This is a genomic window from Pseudomonas putida (assembly GCF_028682475.1).
Classification (GTDB): Bacteria; Pseudomonadota; Gammaproteobacteria; order Pseudomonadales; family Pseudomonadaceae; genus Aquipseudomonas; species Aquipseudomonas putida_AG.
The window spans coordinates 70,650-89,187 of record NZ_JANHLE010000003.1 but is presented as its reverse complement, the minus strand read 5'-3'; the positions used below and the strand labels follow the sequence as shown (position 1 = coordinate 89,187).

General features: G+C 63.7%; 18 protein-coding genes. 5 read left to right on the top strand and 13 right to left on the bottom strand.

The window, feature by feature from the left end; all coding sequences use genetic code 11:
• Window positions 1-90 precede the first annotated feature (90 nt).
• From NPS47_RS03920 to potE, 7 genes are all read right to left on the bottom strand, one after another.
• The gene (locus tag NPS47_RS03920) at window positions 91-261 is read right to left on the bottom strand and encodes a hypothetical protein (RefSeq protein ID WP_274293790.1); all 171 of its coding nucleotides are present in this window, start codon (window positions 259-261) and stop codon (window positions 91-93) included.
• Window positions 233-790 carry a PqiC family protein gene (locus tag NPS47_RS03915; RefSeq protein WP_274293789.1) on the bottom strand — a complete coding sequence of 186 codons (558 nt, stop codon included), beginning with the start codon at window positions 788-790 and terminating at the stop codon, window positions 233-235. The genes NPS47_RS03920 and NPS47_RS03915 overlap by 29 nt, the downstream gene beginning before the upstream one ends.
• 17 nt (window positions 791-807) lie before the next feature.
• The gene (locus tag NPS47_RS03910; RefSeq protein WP_274293788.1) at window positions 808-2,463 is read right to left on the bottom strand and encodes an intermembrane transport protein PqiB; all 1,656 of its coding nucleotides are present in this window, start codon (window positions 2,461-2,463) and stop codon (window positions 808-810) included.
• Window positions 2,444-3,088: a paraquat-inducible protein A gene (locus NPS47_RS03905; RefSeq protein ID WP_274293787.1), complete on the bottom strand. Its 645-nt coding sequence runs from the start codon at window positions 3,086-3,088 to the stop codon at window positions 2,444-2,446. The genes NPS47_RS03910 and NPS47_RS03905 overlap by 20 nt, the downstream gene beginning before the upstream one ends.
• The gene (locus NPS47_RS03900) at window positions 3,085-3,684 is read right to left on the bottom strand and encodes a paraquat-inducible protein A (protein ID WP_274293786.1); all 600 of its coding nucleotides are present in this window, start codon (window positions 3,682-3,684) and stop codon (window positions 3,085-3,087) included. Before NPS47_RS03900 ends, NPS47_RS03905 begins: the two co-directional genes overlap by 4 nt.
• A 572-nt stretch (window positions 3,685-4,256) precedes the next feature.
• Entirely contained in the window at window positions 4,257-5,150 is an 894-nt protein-coding gene (locus NPS47_RS03895) for an amino acid ABC transporter substrate-binding protein (RefSeq protein WP_274293785.1), read from the bottom strand.
• The gene (gene potE, locus NPS47_RS03890; protein WP_274293784.1) at window positions 5,140-6,483 is read right to left on the bottom strand and encodes a putrescine-ornithine antiporter; all 1,344 of its coding nucleotides are present in this window, start codon (window positions 6,481-6,483) and stop codon (window positions 5,140-5,142) included. Before potE ends, NPS47_RS03895 begins: the two co-directional genes overlap by 11 nt.
• A 201-nt stretch (window positions 6,484-6,684) precedes the next feature.
• Between potE and NPS47_RS03885 the strand changes: the two genes are divergently transcribed.
• The gene (locus NPS47_RS03885) at window positions 6,685-7,002 is read left to right on the top strand and encodes a DUF2388 domain-containing protein (protein ID WP_274293783.1); all 318 of its coding nucleotides are present in this window, start codon (window positions 6,685-6,687) and stop codon (window positions 7,000-7,002) included.
• Window positions 7,003-7,091: 89 nt separating this feature from the next.
• Complete coding sequence (locus NPS47_RS03880; protein ID WP_274293782.1) at window positions 7,092-7,541, top strand: YMGG-like glycine zipper-containing protein; 450 nt, start codon at window positions 7,092-7,094, stop codon at window positions 7,539-7,541.
• Window positions 7,542-7,597: 56 nt separating this feature from the next.
• Here NPS47_RS03880 and NPS47_RS03875 read toward each other — a convergent pair whose 3' ends face one another.
• From NPS47_RS03875 to NPS47_RS03850, 6 genes are all read right to left on the bottom strand, one after another.
• On the bottom strand, window positions 7,598-8,422 hold the full coding sequence (locus NPS47_RS03875) for an SDR family NAD(P)-dependent oxidoreductase (protein ID WP_274293781.1): 825 nt from the start codon (window positions 8,420-8,422) through the stop codon (window positions 7,598-7,600).
• 29 nt (window positions 8,423-8,451) lie between these two features.
• Window positions 8,452-8,868: a MaoC family dehydratase gene (locus tag NPS47_RS03870; protein ID WP_274293780.1), complete on the bottom strand. Its 417-nt coding sequence runs from the start codon at window positions 8,866-8,868 to the stop codon at window positions 8,452-8,454.
• A gap of 14 nt (window positions 8,869-8,882) precedes the next feature.
• The gene (locus NPS47_RS03865; protein WP_274293779.1) at window positions 8,883-9,323 is read right to left on the bottom strand and encodes a MaoC family dehydratase N-terminal domain-containing protein; all 441 of its coding nucleotides are present in this window, start codon (window positions 9,321-9,323) and stop codon (window positions 8,883-8,885) included.
• Window positions 9,324-9,352: 29 nt separating this feature from the next.
• Complete coding sequence (locus tag NPS47_RS03860) at window positions 9,353-10,537, bottom strand: lipid-transfer protein (protein WP_274293778.1); 1,185 nt, start codon at window positions 10,535-10,537, stop codon at window positions 9,353-9,355.
• Window positions 10,538-10,564: 27 nt separating this feature from the next.
• Window positions 10,565-11,665 carry an acyl-CoA dehydrogenase family protein gene (locus tag NPS47_RS03855; protein ID WP_274293918.1) on the bottom strand — a complete coding sequence of 367 codons (1,101 nt, stop codon included), beginning with the start codon at window positions 11,663-11,665 and terminating at the stop codon, window positions 10,565-10,567.
• A gap of 213 nt (window positions 11,666-11,878) precedes the next feature.
• A complete protein-coding gene (locus NPS47_RS03850) occupies window positions 11,879-14,710 on the bottom strand; it encodes a LuxR C-terminal-related transcriptional regulator (protein WP_274293777.1) in 2,832 nt (943 codons plus the stop codon).
• 197 nt (window positions 14,711-14,907) lie between these two features.
• Here NPS47_RS03850 and NPS47_RS03845 point away from each other — a divergent pair, with 197 nt between their 5' ends.
• Genes NPS47_RS03845 through NPS47_RS03835 form a run of 3 tightly spaced genes read left to right on the top strand, consistent with a single transcriptional unit; the run spans window position 14,908 to window position 18,536 of the window.
• Window positions 14,908-16,062, top strand: coding sequence for a CaiB/BaiF CoA transferase family protein (locus NPS47_RS03845; RefSeq protein ID WP_274293776.1), 1,155 nt, complete (start codon window positions 14,908-14,910; stop codon window positions 16,060-16,062).
• A 57-nt stretch (window positions 16,063-16,119) separates the two neighbouring features.
• On the top strand, window positions 16,120-16,923 hold the full coding sequence (locus NPS47_RS03840; RefSeq protein ID WP_274293775.1) for an enoyl-CoA hydratase/isomerase family protein: 804 nt from the start codon (window positions 16,120-16,122) through the stop codon (window positions 16,921-16,923).
• A gap of 56 nt (window positions 16,924-16,979) precedes the next feature.
• Window positions 16,980-18,536 carry an acyl-CoA synthetase gene (locus NPS47_RS03835; protein ID WP_274293774.1) on the top strand — a complete coding sequence of 519 codons (1,557 nt, stop codon included), beginning with the start codon at window positions 16,980-16,982 and terminating at the stop codon, window positions 18,534-18,536.
• The last annotated feature ends 2 nt before the right edge of the window (window positions 18,537-18,538 follow it).

Below are 18,538 nucleotides of genomic sequence, written 5' to 3'. Positions count from 1 at the left end.
AGGTCATGAACAACGCGTAACCGACCGCCAGCAACACCGGGCCGATTCACTTTTGGCCATGATCACCGGCCACCGAAGTGCCGAGCAGGCTCAAGGGCCGATCAGGCAGGCCAGGCCGACCATCACCCACAGCACCGCTGACCAGCCGGGGCGGTTGCCGAGCCAGCCACCCAGGCGCTGGTTCAAAGGATAAAGGGTGATCGCCAGGATCAGCGTCCAGTACGTGGATGGGTTAGCGCACGGCAGGACAACGCGTGGCACCGCTGCTGGCCGTGCGGCTGACCAGCTCGGTGAAGCGCTTGAGGTTCTGCTGGTGGGCCAGCACCAGCTCATCGATGGTCGGCCCGGCCGCAGTCTGGATCACGCTGCGACAGTTGAGCGCCGCGCCGCTGTTGCCATTGCCATTGGCCGCCCGCAGACGCCAGCTGGCATCGAACAAGGCGTACTGCCCGGGCACCGAGTCAAAGCGTTGCACGTCCACCCGCAAACTCAGGTGCGACTGGGCACTGCTGGTGGCGAACTGATTGACCAGGGCATTGTGCAACTCGTCGGCCAGGCTTGCGCCCCACCATTCGGTTTCAAGAATCGCCAGGCCGCTATTGCCCTGGCGGACCACCACCTGTGGGCGGTCGACCTGCGGCGGGACAATGACCCGCTCCAGCTCTACATCAACCGTGCTGGCCGATGAGGGTTGTTGTGGCGTCAGGGTGTGGTAGTGGATCGGATCGCTGCGACAGGCTGCCAACAGCAAGGCCAAGCCCAGCAGTGCGAATTTTGCGGCGTGCGCCATGGTCGATGCTCCTGCGGTCAATTGCGCGACGAAGGTTTGAGGTTGTCCGCCGGCGCGTCCTTGGGCCTGCCGCGCAGCAAGGACTCAGGGTTGCGGCCCAGGTAATCGGCCAGCTCGCGTAACGAGCGCGACATGCGCCCCAGTTCGTCCAGGGTCTGGGTCAACTGTTCACGCTGCGGCGAGTCGTCGGCCAGGGTCGAGTTGGCCGATTGCAGGGTCTTGCTGACCTCCTGCAAGGTGCCCTGGACCCCCGGCAAGGTCCGGCTGTTGAACTGCGCCAGGCCCTTGCGCATTTCCACCAGGTTGGCATCGAGGTTGTTGGCGATGCGTTCGATCGGCAAGCGGTTGATGCGTTCGACCATGGCCTGGAACTGTTCCTGCAACTGTTCCAGGCTGCCCGGAACGGTGGGGATGGTGATCGGCCGCGCGCTCGGGTCGAAGGCCACTTTCGGTGCTTTCGGGTCGAAATCCAGGGCGATGTACAGCTGCCCGGTCAGCAGGTTGCCGCTGCGGGCCTGGGCGCGCAGGCCGTTATCGATGAAGGTGCCGAGAATCTGGGCGGCGGCCTGTTCGTCATTGGGATTGTGATTGAGCGCCTTCATCAGCTTGGTGTGGGCCCGGCCCAGGCGCTGCGGATAGATGACAATACCGACGTTGACCGGGAAGGAGCGCTGTTCGACATCGAAATCCAGATTGACCGAGACCACCCGGCCGATCTCCACGCCGAGAAACTCCACCGGCGCGCCGACTTTCAGCCCACGCAGGGCCTGCTCAAAGCGCAGGGCCAGGTACTGCGGCTTGCCGTTGGGCGGGGCGAGGGCGGTCTTCTCGTCTTCGAACAGTTCGAAGACCTTGTCTTCGGCTGCCACCTGATCGTCCGGGTTGAACGGTGGCGCACGGAAGGCAATGCCCCCCACCAGCAGTGACGACAGCGACTCGGTACGCACCGAAAAGCCATTGGCACCAGCCTCGACATCGATGCCGCTGGCGTTCCAGAATCGGGTATTGTCGGTAACAAAGGCGTCGTTGGGCGAGTGCACGAAGACTTCGATGTCTACGCCCTTGCCGTCCTTGGACAGCTCATAGGCCACCACCTGGCCCACGGGAATCTTGCGGTAATACAGCGGTGAACCGACGCCCAGCGAACCGAGGTCGTCGGAGTGCAGGGTAAAGCGTTTGCCAGGTTCGCCGTAGGTGATCGGTGGCGGCATCTCCAGGCCTTTGAAGACCTTGGCGCGGTTATTCGACTGCCCGGCATCGGCGCCGATGAAGTCGCCCGACAGCAGGGTGTCGATACCGGATATGCCGCCCGCCCCAATGCGTGGGCGCACGACCCAGAAGGTCGAGTCTTCGCGGGTGAAGTTATCGGCCTGTTTGACCAGGTTCACCGTGGCCGTCACGCTTTTCTGGTCGTGGCTCAACTCCACCGTGGTGACGTGGCCGATCACCACGTTGCGGTACTTGACCTCGGTTTTATTGGCGGTCAGGCCTTCGCCGGTCTTGAACGTGATCTGGATGGTCGGCCCCTGTTGCAACCAGTTGTGCACCACCAGTGAAATGCCCACCAGCACCGCGACAATCGGCACGATCCACACCATCGAGACGTTGAAACGTCGGGTTTTGACCGTCGATGGGCCTGGTACTGGCGGCTCTTCAGTGGCTGCTGACTTCATCCGTGCGCTCCTCGGGTTGACGGCTTTCCCAGATCATTCGGGGGTCGAAACTCATGGCGGCGAGCATGGTGAACACCACCACCAGGCCGAAAAACAGAATGCCCGGGCGCGGTTCGATATCGCCCAGGGCCTGGAACTTGACCAGCGCGGCGACCAGCGCCACGACGATCACATCGAGCATTGACCAGTAGCCGATCAGCTCGACAAAACGATAGAGCTTGGAGCGCTCCTTCTGCGCCCAGTTGCTGCCGCGTTGCACGGTTATCAGCAGCAGGGCGAGGGCGACAAACTTGGTGGCCGGCACGGCGATACTAGCGATAAAGATGATCAGGGCGATATCCCAGGCGCCGTGCGACCAGAATTCGATCACCCCGCTCATGATTGTGCTGTCGTCGCCACTGCCGAGCATCTTCGTGTTCATCACCGGCAGTAGGTTGGCCGGCACATAAAACACCAGCGAGGCGATCAGGTAGGCCCAGGTACGGGCCAGCGAATTGGGCTTTCGCGCATGCAACGGGGCGCCGCAGCGGTCGCAGTGATGCTGCGCCCGAGTGGCATCGCAGGCCTTGCCGCAGGTGTGGCAGAGCATCAGGTTGAGTTCCGAGGCCAGCGGCGGGCGGTTCATGGCAAGGCATCCCATAGCTCGCGGATATCCCGGCCGGCGATGCGGATCATCAACAGGCTCAGCGCCGCCAGGGCGATCAGACCGATACCCGGCAGCACATCAAGCAGGCCGGCCAGCTTGAACACCGCGACCATCGCGCCCAGCAGGCAGACTTCCAGCATGCTCCACGGCCGCAGGGTTTCCAGCCAGCGCATGCACAGGCTAAAGCCCGGCGAGCGCTGGCCGGCCAGGGCAAAGCCCAGCACCCAGATCAGCAACAGTAACTGGAACACTGGCGCGATGATGATCGAGATCGCCGCCACCAGGGCAATAAAGGTGATGGGCCCGGTTGCCAGGGCGCGTACCGAGTCCCACAGCGTGGCGCTGTTGGACAGACCCTGCAGGCTGATGCTCATCACCGGGTAGAAATTGGCCAGCAGCCACAGCACGCCAGCGGTAAGGCTCAGGGCCAGCCGTTGTTGCAACGTCATGCCGTTATAGCGCTGCAGCACGGCACCGCAGCGTTGGCACAAGGCCTTCTGGTGTTTGCCAAGGGAGACCTTGTGGTACACGCAGTCGCAATGTTCGCAAATGATCAGGTGATCGGTGTCCAGCATGGGGCGCGCTCAGGCTGCGGGCGGTGACTAGCTCAATATAGTCGGCGTGTGAGGATGTTCGCGGATTTTTCGGTCATCCACGGCCCGGGGAGAGGCCTGTACGGAATGCGCAGACGAATGGGGTGGTCAGTCTGCCTCGAATAGGATTGAGTACAAATGTACTCCGTGGCGAGCATCTGGCCCGCAAGCTGGGGGTCGGGGGTTTGCTGGTGGCCGTGCCGCTGCTGATGGTTTTCACGCCGATGCTGCTCACGCCCCAACCAGCCTCCAGTCACCGCCCAGAGCAATGCAATTCCCGACCCGACGCACCACCATCACCAGCACAAACACTGCAAACAACGGCGCCATCGCCAGCCAGACAAAACCGAAACCACTGAGGCTGAGTAGTTGATTTTCATGATGGGCGGTATAGCTTTGATTTCAGTAATTTGAATTTAAGTTCCTCTGAAGAAAAACAGTAACCATACAATGGTCATCGTGGCGCTCGGACTCAAACCCAGCCCCTCGATCCCATTGAAACAGCGATCTGCTGACTTCACCGCAAGACAGATCGAGTTATCGCACCATAAACGCTACAACGGCACCGCATATAGTTTAAACAACCGCCTGGCCGCCTCACTCGCGCCGCCAAGATACACCCCATAAGCCTGCTCAATCTCCCCGGACCGATACATCCCGCTGATCACCGAATCAACCAGCAAGCGAAAATCCTCGTCCCCGCGAGGCACCACCATCGACACCGGTGCGTACTCATAAATCCGTTCAACCAGCATCAACGCCCCAGCCTCAGCATGGCGCGCCAACAGATTCTTCAACAGCATGCGCTCGGAAAAGAACGCATCCGCCTTGCCCTGGACAACCGCCGCGAACCCTGCCTCGTTGTTCTCAACCGCCACCACCGTGGCGATCACCCCCAGCATCTGCAACTGCCGGCGCACCCACTGCTCGGTTACCCCGCCCGCGACCACCGCAAAGGTCTGGTTGGCCAGCCCCCGATTGACCGTCGCCCGCCAGGTCGGACCGCTATTGGCCTGCTTGCCGTTGAGCACATTGAGCAACGCCGCCGGAGCGTCCTTGCGCACCACCGCCGTCACCCCGGCGGTATACACCGGTACGGAAAAACTCACCTGTTTGCGCCGCGCCAGACTGGCCACCGTGGGCGTGCAGAGCAGATTGACCTGTCCGGAACTGACCGCCGCAATCTCATCAGCCAGCGCCACCGGCTGAAACCGAACCTGCAGATCGGGTAACGCCAAATCCGCTTTCACCTGTTCGGCAACCTTGCGGCACAGGTCGATGGCGTAGCCGCTGGCCTGCTCGCCGTCCTGCACACTGAAGGGCGCAAAGTCCGGCAGGTAACCGAGGGTCAAGGTATTGCTGGCACGCACTTGCTCAAGCGTTGCCGCCTGGGTGAGGGCCGGTAGCAGAATCAGCAGGCTGGCAATTCGCCGCAGGCTAGCCTTCATAGCCAGCCCCCCGTTCACTCCTGGCCTGTTCGATGATGAAACGCTTGGCCAGGAAACCATAAAGCAGATAACCGAACGCCAGCACCAGCGCACCACCGAGCACCGCCTCCATGCCGCAGGCATACAAGGCATACAGCGAGTAACCGACCGCCACCAGCAGCACCAGGGTATTGCGGCTATACACTGCCGGGCCGACCTTGGCCTTGTGCATGATCGCCAGCAGTCCGGTCAGGGCCGTGACGTAGGGGATCAGGTTGGTCACTGCGGCCAGGCTCACCAGCTTGCTGAACTGCGCACTGGCATTGGGCGAGATGGTCGACAGCGCCATCGCCGTTTGCAGCACCCCGCACACCAGCATGCCGAGAATCGGCGCGTTCAGCGCACTGACCTTGGAAAACAGCTGAGGGAACAGGCCCTGGTCGGCGGTCATTTTCGCCGTTTGCGCCAGGGTGAACTGCCAGCCCAGGAGCGAGCCGACACAGGCCATCACCGCCAGCACCATGATGATCGTGCCGATCAGCGGGTTAAACATCTTCGCATAGACCAGGGCGAACGGCGCCGAGGCGTTGGCCAGCTCCAGGTTGGGCACGATGCCCTGGATCACGGTGGTCGACAGCACATAGACCACGGCCGCGCCGAGGGTACCGAACAGGCAGGCAAGGGGCACGTTGCGCTTGGGGTTTTCCACGGCGTCGAAGGCCTGCGCCGCCGATTCCATGCCCAGAAACGCCCACAGGGTCAGGGGAATGGTCTTGCCGATGGCTTCGCCGATTGGCAGCCCGTTCGGGTTCCAGGCCTGGGAGAACACTCCGGGGTCAAACCAGAACCAGCCGATCACGCTTAATCCGGCGACCGGGATGATCACCCCCCAGACCGTGATCGCACCGATCCTGCCGGTGATCGCCGGCCCGCCGAAGTTGGCGACGATGGTTAACCAGATCAGCCCGATCGTGCCGACGCACAGGGCCATTGCGCTGCTGCCCAGCCAGGGCATGAAGGCAGTCATGTAGCCCACGGCAGAAATGGCCACGGCCACGTTGGCGATCGCCAGCGAGAGAAAATACAGGTAGGAGCAGAGAAAGAACCCCGATTTGGCATGGGCCTCCTCGGTGTAGGCCGACAAGCCGCCGGAGCGCGAGCAGTACACCCCGCACTGGGTGAAGCTGTAGGCAATGGCCATCGAACCGATGGCGGTCACCACCCAGGACAGCAACGAAACCGCCCCCAACTGCGCCATGCTGGTCGGCAGCATGATGATGCCAGACCCCATCATGTTGACCGTCACCAGGGTGGTGAGCCCGATGAGCGTCATTTTCTTGTCTGAGCCCGCCATACCCGCCCCCGATGTAGTGATTCATGGCTTATTGGGTATAGGTCATTTGGACGCCGAGCGGAGGGCTGGCAGGGCCGTTCAGTTGCGTTTTTGCGTTGCATCGGGGTGGCATGAGCTTTCTGCAGGTGCAGCTGTAGGGAACTTGGGCAGTGTGCTGCGCATCCTAGTTGACATAGGAACTCGATTTCCGGAGGCACCACCATGCGTCGTTTACTGATCGCTTCTACGCTTGTTCTGTGCTTGCCCATGGGCGCCGCGCTGGCTGATGTGGACGCCAGCGATGTGGCCACTTCGGCGGGGGTATCCGCTTCGCTGTACTCCACCTTCAAGGACGACAAACGCATCATCCCGGCCCGCGACGATGCCTCCTCGTTCATTGCCAGCGGCGGCGCTATTCGTGGTGTCTACCTGGAGTCGATGATGCGGCGTATTCGCCAGGACAATCCCGACTTGCAGGCCAGCGACGAAGAGATTGCCCGGGCGATCCTGACCCAGGATGAACCTGGCGGTGTACGCTGATCCTGATCAGGGACACCGGCGGCGCCCGGGATGTAAACTGACAGCGACTGCTTCATCCCCAGAGGCAGGTTCAGGTTGCGGAGTTCATCATGAGCAGATTTTCGCCACTCGGCCTTTGCCTGGCCGTGTCATTGTTCAGCGTTCCGGCATTGGCTGAAACCGTGGTACCGCTCAAGGGCCAAAGCTCACAGCAGGTCCAGCTGGATATCAACGAATGTCACTCTATCGCCAATAGCGCCTCGACCGCGCCACCTGTGGCGGGCGGCCGGGTCCGGGGCGCGGCGGTCGGCGCCGCCGCAGGTGCGGTAGGGGCGCAGGTGCGTGGTAATCAACATGACGAAATTTATGACCGTGTCGACGATGATGTGAAACAGGACTATCGGCAGAATCGCGCCAAGGAAACCGCCGCCGCCGGCGCCGTGGTCGGTGGCGCGCGCCAGCGCCAGGATCGGCGGGAGCAGCGTCGCACCAGCGAGTCCACCAATGCCTCGGCCTACACCAGTTGTCTGCAAGGCAAGGGCTATCAGATAACGCCATAAACAGTCATCACACACCGCCACGGCAGCCGCGCCCAGCGCCGCGGCTGCTGCTACGGTTATTGCAGATTGCCGGCAACCGCGATGGTCTGCGCGGTGATGTAGTTCGACTCGGGCGAGCAGAACAGATACACCGCATCGGCGGCTTCTTGCACGGTGCCCGGGCGACCTAGCGGGTTGCGCTGGGCAAACGACTTGGCCGCTTCCGGGCTGATGCCGACGCGGATGTCACGGCCTTCGATGTTCACCGTCGCGCCAGCGTGGGCGTCGGCGCGGGTCATGCGCGTTTCGATGAAGCCGAAGGCCACGGCGTTGACGTTGACCTTGAAACGCCCCCACTCGCGCGCCAGGGCACGGGTCATGCCGATGACACCGGCCTTGGCCGAGGAGTAGTTCATCTGCCCGGCGTTGCCGTTGAGGGCCGACACCGAGGAGATGTTCACCACTTTACGGAACACTTCGCGCTCTTGCGCCGCTTCTGCCTGGGCCTGGGCCTTGATCACCGGATAGGCGGCACGCAGGATGCGAAAGGGCGCGGTCAGGTGGCAGTCGAGGATCGCGTACCACTGTTCGTCGGACATCTTCTGGATCACGTCGTCCCAGGTGTAACCGGCGTTGTTGACGATGATGTCGATGCCACCGAAGTGATCCGTCGCGGTCTTGATGTAGCGTTCGGCGAAGTCCGGGGCGCTGACGTTGCCGGCGCACACGGCCGCTTCACCGCCCAGGTTGCGGATCAGCTCGGCGGTCTCCTGCGCAGGGTCGATGTCCAGGTCGTTGATCACCACGCGGGCCCCTTCGCTGGCCAGTTTCAGGGCGATTTGCTGGCCGATGCCGCGGCCGGAACCGGTCACCAGTGCGACCTTGCCTTCGAGTTTTGCCATGGGTGTAACTCCTCAATTATCAGGGTTGTTTACAGCGCGATGACGGCGTCACCGACAATCTTGATTTCGCCGTACTGGTTGGTCGTACGCAGCTCGACTTTGATGCGTTGCTCGCCCTCTACCTCGAAGCGCTCGACCACGGTGCCTGTGCAGGTGATCTGGTGGCCCAGGTGGGTGATGCCGAGAAAGCGCACAGCGAACTCACGCAACTGGCGCTGATCGACCCACTGGGTCAGCAGCCGCCCGAGGTAGGCCATCGACAGCATGCCGTGGGCGAACACATCGGCCATGCCGGCCTTGCGGGCGTAGTCGGTATCGATATGAATGGCGTTGTGATCCCCCGACGCGCCAGCAAACAGGGCCAGGGTGGTGCGGTTGATCGGCGCCAGGGTCAGGGCCGGCAGTTGATCGCCGACCTGGATGTCTTGCAGGTTGTTCGCAGTCATCATCACTCTCCGCTTCAGCCGTTGCGCTGCACAAGTACGCTGCGCAGGTCGGCAACGTGCTCACCGTGTTGATTGGTCACCCGGGTTTCGCGGACCACGAACTCCAGGGCGCCGCCTTTTTTCTCGTAGATGTCGGCGATGCGCACATCGAAGCGCAGGGTGTCGCCGGCATAGGCCAGACGGTGATAACGGAACGACTCTTCACCGTGCAGGATGCGCGCGGTGACGATGCCCAGTTCATCGCGCCAGGCGTTGGACGGAATCTGCAACTCCAGCGAAAACAGGAAGGTCGGTGGCAGTGGCAGCCCGGGGTGCCCGGCATCGCGGGCGGCCTGTTCGTCGAAATAGATCGGGTTGGTCTCACCGCTAGCCTTGGCGAAGAAACGCAGTTGTCCGGCTTCGGCGGTGGCGAGGAAGGTCGGCAGCTCGCGGCCGATGTGTTTTTTGTCGATCATGTGCATCGCTCCGTGGAGGGCCGGCGGCGTCAGTTTTTCTGGTACACGGTCACCACGCAGGCACCGCCCAGACCGAGGTTGTGCTGCACTGCGATGCGGGCGTTGTCGACCTGGCGCTGCTCGGCGCTGCCGCGCAACTGATGGGTCAGCTCATAGCACTGGGCCAGGCCGGTGGCGCCCAGCGGGTGGCCCTTGGACAGCAGGCCACCGGACGGGTTGGTGACCCACTTGCCGCCATAGGTGTTGTCGCCATCGTTGACCAGCCGCTCGCCAGCCCCTTCGGCGCACAGGCCCAGGCCTTCGTAGGTGAGCAGTTCGTTCTGGGCGAAGCAGTCGTGCAGCTCGATCACGTCGATGTCTTGCGGGCCGATCCCGGCCTGGTTGTAGGCGATGTCGGCGGCCATGCGGGTCATGTCGAAGCCGACCACGCGGATCATGTCGTGAGCGTCATAGGTGCTGGGCAGGTCGGTGGTCAGCGCCTGGCCGGCCATCAGCACATCGGTGCACAGGCCGTGTTTTTTGGCGAAGGCTTCGGAGACCACGATCGTGGCAGCGGCGCCGCAGGTCGGCGGGCAGGCCATCAGGCGGGTCAGCACGCCGTCCCAGAGCATTGGCGCGGCCAGCACTTCTTGGGTGCTGACCACATTGCGAAATACCGCCAGGGGGTTGCGTGCCGCATGCTGACTGGCCTTGGCGCGGATTTTGGCGAAGGTGTCGAGCCGGGTGCCGTACTTTTGCATGTGCGCATAACCGGCACCGGCGAACTGGCGGATGGCGGTGGGCAGGTCGGGCATGCCGACCAGCTCGTTGGTCAGCTTCAGCGCGCGCTCGGTGGCCGGGGCGCGATCGCTCCACGCCGACTTCAGGGCGCCTGGGTTCATCTGCTCGAAGCCGAACGCCAGGGCGCAGTCCACCACGCCGCTCTGCACCGCCTGGCGGGCCAGGAACAGGGCACTGGAGCCGGTGGCGCAGTTGTTGTTGACGTTGATCAGCGGGATGCCGGTCATGCCCACGCGGTACAGGGCTTTCTGCCCGCAGGTCGAGTCGCCGTAGACGTAGCCGGCATAGGCTTGCTGGATGTGTTTGAAGTCCAGGCCGCAGTCGGCCAGGGCCTGGCGGATCGCCTGTTCGCCCATGACATCGTAGGACTCACTGGTGCCGGGCTTCTTGAACTGAATCATGCCCACGCCGGCAACGAATACCTTGGTGCTCATCGTGTTTTTCCTTTTTGTTTTTGGGGGTCAGAGCTTGCGCGCGATCAGTTCGCGCATGACTTCACTGGTGCCGCCGTAAATGCGGTTGACGCGCATGTCAACGAAGGCCCGGGCAATCGGGTACTCGAGCATGTAGCCGTAACCGCCGTGCAGCTGGACCATGTCGTCAAGGCATTTCCACAGGGTTTCGGTACTGTGCAGCTTGGCGATTGCTGCCTCTTCGAGGGTCAGGCGCCGGCGCATGTGCTCGCCCAGGTAGTAGTCGATCATCACCCGCAAGGCGGTGGCCTGGGCCTTGATGTCGGCGAGCTTGAACTTGCTGTTCTGGAAGTCCCACACCGTCTGGTTGAAGGCCTTGCGGTCCTTGACGTAATCGAGGGTGTGCTCCAGCAGGCGTTCAAGCTTGGCGGCGGCGGAGACGGCGATGGAGAAACGCTCCTGGGGCAGTTCGGCCATCAGGTAGCTGAAGCCCATGCCTTCTTCGCCCAGACGGTTGGCGACCGGTACGCGCACGTTGTCGAAGAACAGCTCGGCAGTGTCCTGGGCGTGCTGACCGACTTTTTCCAGCTTGCGTCCGTGCTGGAAGCCCGGGCGGCTGGCTTCCACGGCGATCAGACTGATGCCCTTGGCGCCGGCGTTCGGGTCGGTCTTGCACACGACGATCACCAGGTCGGCGGTCAAGCCGTTGCTGATGAAGGTCTTGCTGCCGTTGATGATGTACTCGTCGCCTTCGCGCACAGCGGTGGTGCGGACCGCCTTGAGGTCGCTGCCGGTGCCCGGTTCGGTCATGGCGATGGCGAGGATGATCTCGCCGGCGCACACCCCGGGTAGCCACTTGCGCTTTTGTTCTTCAGTGCCGCAGCGATTGATGTAAGGGGCGATAACGTCGGAGTGCATGCCGAAGTAGGGACCACTGACGCCGGAGCGGGCGAACTCTTCGTTGAACACCGCGCAATGACCGAAATCACCGCCGCCACCACCGTATTCGGTCGGCAGGCTGATCCCCAGCAAGCCTTCGCGACCGGCTTTGAGCCAGGTCTCGCGGTCGACCTGGCCGGCGTGGTCCCACTGCGCCTGCTTGGGCAGGCATTCGCGTTCGAAAAAGCGCCGCACGGTGGTGCGGAACATTTCATGGTCGTCGCGCAGAACGGTTCGGGCGATATGCACGCAAGTCTCCTCAACGGTGGCGGGCCGGTGGCAACTAGCCGTGCGGCGGCGCTTGAACAGGCACGGTGTGTGCCTGCGGATTGAGGGTTACGATAGGCGGGCGCCCTTGGCCGAACGCCACCCGAGCCGGGTGGCATGGCGAAAAAGCGCAGGGAAAGGCGGGCGGGGCCTGGCTCAGGGGCGCGTTGCGTTACTGTCGTCGTGTGCTTCGAGATCGCGCACCCGGGCAACGGCTTCGTCGCGACTGCTGACCCCAAGCTTGCTGTAAATATGGCTCAGGTGCCATTTCACGGTTTCCGGGGACAGGCCCAGCGCCCGGGCGATTTTCTTGTTCGGCAACGCCTGGGCCAACAGGCGTACCACTTCGATTTCGCGTTCGCTCAACGGCTCGATCCCCGCTGCTGGCGGCTTGCTGGCAGGCGACTTGCCCGGCTTGCCGGTGGCGATGGCCGGGACGCAAGCCTGGGCTGCTTGCAACCGTTCGACATAAAAGGTCAGCACCGGGTCGAGGTCTTCCTCGCTCGCTACCCGGCAGATCAGTGCCAGGGCATTGTCGTGGGCGTCCAGCAGGCTGCGCAACAGGCCAAAACGTTGCCCGCGCCGTAGCGCTTCGATGACTTTGTCGCGGGCGCGGGCGTGATTGCCGCGTTCGGACTCGATCACCGCGCTAAGCACCAGCAAGCGTACTGCCCCCAGCTGCCGGCGATGCTGCTCACAGGTGTCGATCAGTTGTTCGATACGCGCGAGCCCGCCTTCCAGGTCACCCTGGGCCAGTTGCCAGCGGGCCCGGGCGTTCTCGGTGAGGATGTGGATTTCCTTGAGGGCCGTGTGCCCGGCATCCGGATGGCGGGCATTGATCGCTTCCAGACGCGTCAGTTTGGCCTGGGCCAGGTCGGGCTCGCCGAGCATCAAGCGCCAGCGCACCTGCCAGGTCAGGCAGTACGCCTGCAGCCGATCCAGGCCGAGCTTGATCGCGTACTCATCCAGGCGCTCGACAAAGGCCAGGGCTTCCTGGTGGTTGCCGGCCAGCCACTGCACATTCCACAGCACCTGGAGCACGCGCAGCACCGAATCGGGAATCGAGATGCGTTCGAGAATGTCGACCCAGCCGGACAACAGCTTGAACGCAGCGTCTACATCATTGGTTTCGTACAGCACCTCGCCCAGCAGGGCGGCGGACAGGTAGGTGGCGTCGGCACCGGCTTTGCCGCATTGGTTGGCCTCATGCAGCACGTCGCGATAGACCCGTTCGGCCTGGGTCATTTGCCCCTCCAGGGCCAGGCTCAGACCGAGCAGGCAGCGACCTTGCAGGCTGCCGGCGGCAGTGCCCAGAAAAGGTTCGCCGTTGATCGTCAGGGCGGGGCGGTCCAGCTGCACCTGGCGGGCCTTTTCGTACTCGCCACGGTGCATGTACAGCCAGGAGAGGATATTGGCGCAGGAACCGATGGCGACGCTGTCGCTGCCCGCTGGCGGGTTGAGCAACTGCGGCAGCACGCTCATCGCGCCATCGGTGTCGTCGCGCTGCAACGCCAGCGAGGCCTGCAGCAGTGCCAAGGTGAAGCGATCATGGACATCCTGTTCGGGAACGTCGTGGAACAGTTGCGTCAGGCTCTGGGCACAGGCGGAAAAATCCCGGGCGTACAGCTGCATGCGTGCCTTGATCATCCGCAGCTTGACCCGCGCCTGAACCTGCTCGACCGGCAGCAGGCGCACCAGTTCGATCAACATGCGCAAGTCGCCATGGGCATACAGGGTCTGGGCGTGCTGTTCCACCAGCAGTGCGGCCGCCTCGGGGTTGCCGCCCATGACCGCATGATGAACCGCTTCGTCGAGGTGGTTGTGGTCGCGAAACCAGGCCCAGGCACGCACGTGCACTGTCTGTTGCTCGGCCTGGCTGCGCGAGTCGAAGTACTTGAGCAGGGTTTCACGCAGCAAGGGATGCAGGCGATACCAGGTTTCCCGCCCGGCGCTGTCCACCGGGATCAGGAACAGGTTGTCGCGTTCCAGGCGCGCCAACAGCGCATTGGCCGCGTCGACCGCTTCGGGATGACCGCTCAAGGCCGCGCACAACGACGGGCAAAAGCGGTTGCAGACCGCCATGAGCAGCAGCAGGTCGAGGTCGGTCGGGGTCAGATGGGACAGAACTTCGACTTCAAAGAAACGGGCGAACGCCTGGTTGTCCCGGACCTGGGTCTGGGCCGAGGTGACCGCAGCGTCCGGTTGCGGGCGATTCTTCTTGCGGCTCACGGCCAGCAGTTGCAGGCCGGCAACCCAGCCGTCGGTCAGCTCATGCATGAGCTTGGCTTCGCGGGCATCGATTTCGCCCAGCTGGGCCTTGAGAAACTGCTCGGACTCGGCCGGGGTAAAGCGCAGGTCGCGCAGGTTCAGTTCCTGCACCAGGTCCTGGCCGCGTAACCGCGCCAGTGACAAGGGCAGCGCACTGCGCGACACCAGGGCCAGGTGCAGGTTGGCCGGGGCGTAGTCGATCAGCCATTGCAGGGCCTGGTGAATGCCGACGTCGGTCAGGTGGTGCAGGTCATCGAGCACCAGCACTAGCTCGCGGCTGCGGCTGGCAATGCTGCGGACCAGGGTGATGACCGTGCGTTCAACCGCTTCGCTGTCGATGCCACGGCCTTCGAGCTGGGTGGCTTCGTGCACCAGTTGCGGGTCGATGTGGCCCAGGCTTGCCAGCAGGTAGTCGATAAACCGGGTCAGTTCGTTGTCGTCGGCAGACAAGGTCAGCCAGGCCACATCGAAGCCCAGCGGTAGCAGGGCCTGGCGCCAGGCGATCAGGGTCGAGGTTTTGCCGCATCCGGCCGGCCCCTTGATCACGATACAACGCTGACGGCGGGCCTTGAGCATCTGTTCCTGCAGGCGCTCGCGGGAAATCAGGCGCCCGGCACTGCGCGGCGGGATCAGCTTGGTGCTGACGATCGGCGACTGGAGCGGATTCACGGCCAGGCTGGCGAAGCCGTCCGCTGCTGTGGGCTTGCGGTGTTTGTCCATGGGGTTTTCCCATTCATTTTTGTTTTTAGCATGCACTCAATCCTGGCGAGTGTAACCCAGAGCTTGAACCTGCTGTCTGCGCGCAAGGCAATCGCCACCCGATCCGGGTGGTGGTGGCCTGTCTCGGGATTGCTCTACTGCATGAAACAAAAAAGGGGTGCTGGCTGGCGCTCCGTCAGATCAGGAGCAAGACAGAAATGGGCGTATTGAGCGGCATTCGCGTGGTTGAGTTCGAAGCAATCGGGCCAGCGCCTTTCGGCACCATGCTGCTGGCGGACATGGGCGCCGATGTGGTGCGTATCGACCGGCCGGTGGCCGCCAGTGACCTGGGGCCCAGATTTGAAGGCAAGCGGGCCGATATCACCGGGCGCAACCGGCGCTCGGTGACCCTCGACCTCAAGCGCCCGGAGAGCGTCGCGGCGGCGCTGGAACTGATCAAGCAGGCCGACGTGCTGATCGAAGGCTTTCGCCCAGGCACCCTGGAACGCCTGGGACTGGGACCGGAGGTGGCCCTGGCGTGCAATCCGCGTCTGGTCTATGCGCGCATGACCGGTTGGGGCCAGAGCGGGCCGATGGCCGAGCGCGCCGGCCATGACCTGAACTACATCGCCCTGTCCGGGGTGCTGTCGGCCATCGGCGAGGCGGGTGGCCGGCCGCTGCCGCCGCTGAATCTGGTGGGCGACTACGGTGGCGGTGGCATGCTCCTGGCCATGGGGGTGCTGGCGGCCTTGCTGCACGTTCAGCGTGGAGGGGCAGGGCAAGTAGTCGATGCCGCCATGACCGAGGGCGCAGCGCAACTGGGCTCGGTGATCTGGGGCCTGCTGGCGGGCGGGCACTGGCACGAGCAGCGCGGCAGCAACCTGCTCGACGGCGGCGCACCCTGGTATGACAGCTATCAGACCCTCGACGGCCTATACATGGCGATAGGGCCGATCGAATCGCGTTTTTACCAGCAGATGCTGGAGATCCTCGGCCTGGCCGACGCCGGTCTGCCCCGTCAGCACGACCGCGCCGGTTGGCCGCGTTTGCGCGACGCCTTCGCCACGGCGTTCAAAAGCCGGACCCGGGCACAATGGAGCGCCGCCTTTGAAGGCAGCGATGCCTGCGTGGTGCCGGTGCTCGGTCTTGCCGAGGCCGTGGAGCATCCCCACAGCCGTGCCCGTGGCAGCTTCATCGAGGTCGACGGGGTGGTGCAGCCGGTACCGGCACCGCGCTTTCTCGGCACGCCATCGGCGCTACCACGACCGGCGCCGCAGCGCGGCGAACAGGGGCTTGATGCCTTGCGCGACTGGGGCTTCGACGACCAGGCAATCGAACGTTTGGGCCAGCTGGGCCTGGGCTTCAAGGCGTGATGACTGCGTTGTGCAACACCCCACAATAACCATTCTCTGGTGCGCAGGAGTCAGCCCATGGCCATCCAGTTCAAGATCATCGATCACGTGGCAGTCGTCACCCTCGATGCCCAAGCGTCGAACAATGCGCTGAGCGTCAGCGACCTGATGCACCTGCGCAAAACCCTGAGCGCCTGCCAGGATGACGAGCAGGTACGGGTCATCGTCCTGACCGCCAGCGGGGAGCGGGCGTTCTGCAGCGGTGCCAGCTTCAAGGAGCCGTTGCGCGCAACATCCGGTTTTATCGGCGGGGCACTGAAAAGCCGCGAGACCGAAGCCGAGGAGGGCGGCTACGCGCGGCTGTTCGATCTCATCGACCTGGAAATCTGGAAGCCGATCATCGCCGCGGTCAATGGTGCCTGCCTGGGTGCCGGGCTTGAGCTGGCGCTGCAGTGCGACCTGCGCCTCGCCACTGCCGAGGCGACCTTCGGCTTGCCCCAGGTGCGCGAGGCGAACATCCCTGCCGCCGGTGGGGTGCAATACCTGCTGCGTGCGGTGCCTTGCGTGCATGCCATGCAGATGGCCCTGACCGGCGAAGCGATCAGCGCCGAGGAAGCCTTGCGCATGGGGCTGATCAATGCGCTGGTGCCGCGCGAGGATCTGATGCCTGCGGCCCTGAACCTGGCCGAGCGCGTTGCCGCCAATGGCCCGCTCGCCGTGCAGTCGATCAAGCGTCTGGCACTGCAGAGCGTGCACTTGACGCCGCGCGAATTCGTCGCCCACGCCCACCTGCACTGGGGCTTGTTGCGCGACAGCGAGGATCACGCCGAAGCACGCCGCGCCCTGGCCGAACAACGCCCACCCCGATACACCGGGGCCTGATCGTCCTGCACGGTGACCACGTTCTTGCCTGACAACAATAATTACAGGAGAGCTTCATGTATCTGACCCAAGGGCTGCACCGCATGCTGCAGCAACGACCTCATGCCCTGGCCACGGTGTTTCGCCAGCGCCGCCATACTTATGCCGAGCTCGCCGAACGGGTGGCGCGCCTGGCCGGAGCCTTGCAGCAACTGGGCATGCACACCGGCGATCGGGTCGGCCTGCTGGGGCTCAACTCCGACCGGTTCCTGGAGTACTACCTGGCGACCTGGTGGGGCGGCGGCGTGGTCAACCCGGTCAACATCCGCTGGAGCGTGACCGAGATTGTCTATTCGCTGGACGACTGCGACACGCGCATCCTGTTGATCGATGACAGCTTCCTGCCCATGGCCGAAGCGATCGCGTCCAGTGCCCGGGTACGGCCACTGCTGATTCATGTCGGCGACGGTCCGGCGCCGGAGGGCATGCTGTCCTATGAGCAGCTGATCCGCTATGCGGTTCCGGTGGACGACGCCTTTCGCGGCGGCGACGACCTGGCCAGCATCATGTACACCGGCGGCACCACCGGGCTGCCCAAGGGGGTGATGCAGTCGCACATGAACCTGTGGTCGGCCGCCGTCGCCCGCGCCGCCGATGTGCCGGTGCCCGCCGATGCCCTGACGTTGCATATCGCGCCGATGTTCCACCTGGCGGCGTTGTCGCGGGTGATCCTGATCTCGCTGATCGGCCTGCCGAGTGTGTTCGTTCCGGCTTTCGATGCCGTGGATGTGATGCGGACCATCGAGGCCGAACGGATCACCGACATCCTTATCGTGCCGACCATGCTGCAAGCGCTGATCATGCACCCGGACTTTGCCCGCTACGACCTGAGCTGCCTGCGCAGCCTCACCTATGGCGCATCACCCATCGCCGTGCCGTTGCTGGAACTGGCGCTCAAGGCTTTGCCTCAAGTCGAGTTCACCCAGGGCTATGGCATGACCGAGGCAGCACCGCCGATTTCCGCCAATGGCCCGGAGAACCATGGCCCCGAGGGCATTGCCAGCGGCCGCTTGCGTTCGGCCGGCCGGCCAGGGCTGGGGGTGACCGTGCGGATTGTCGATGAGCACGACAATGAAGTCCCCTGCGGCACCGTCGGCGAGGTGGTGGTGCGCGGCCCGAACATCATGCTCGGTTACTGGAACAAACCCGAAGAAACCGCCCAGGCCCTGCGCGGCGGCTGGATGCACACCGGTGACGGCGCTTATATGGACGAGCAGGGCTACATCTACATCGTCGACCGCTTCAAGGACATGATCGTCAGCGGCGGCGAGAACGTCTATTCCGGTGAGGTGGAAAGCGCCATCGCCAGCCACCCGGCGGTCGCCGCCTGTGCAGTCATCGGCATTCCGTGCGAGCAATGGGGCGAAACCGTGCATGCGGTGGTGGTGCTCAAGCCCGATGGCCAGGTGCGCGGTGCCGAGATTATCGAGCACTGCCGCCGTCAGATCGCCGGCTACAAGACCCCCAAATCAGTCGAGTTTCGCGACACCTTGCCGCTCTCGGGTGCCGGCAAGGTACTCAAGCGCGACTTGCGCGAGGCGTTCTGGCGCGGCAAGGAACGGGGAGTGAGCTGAGC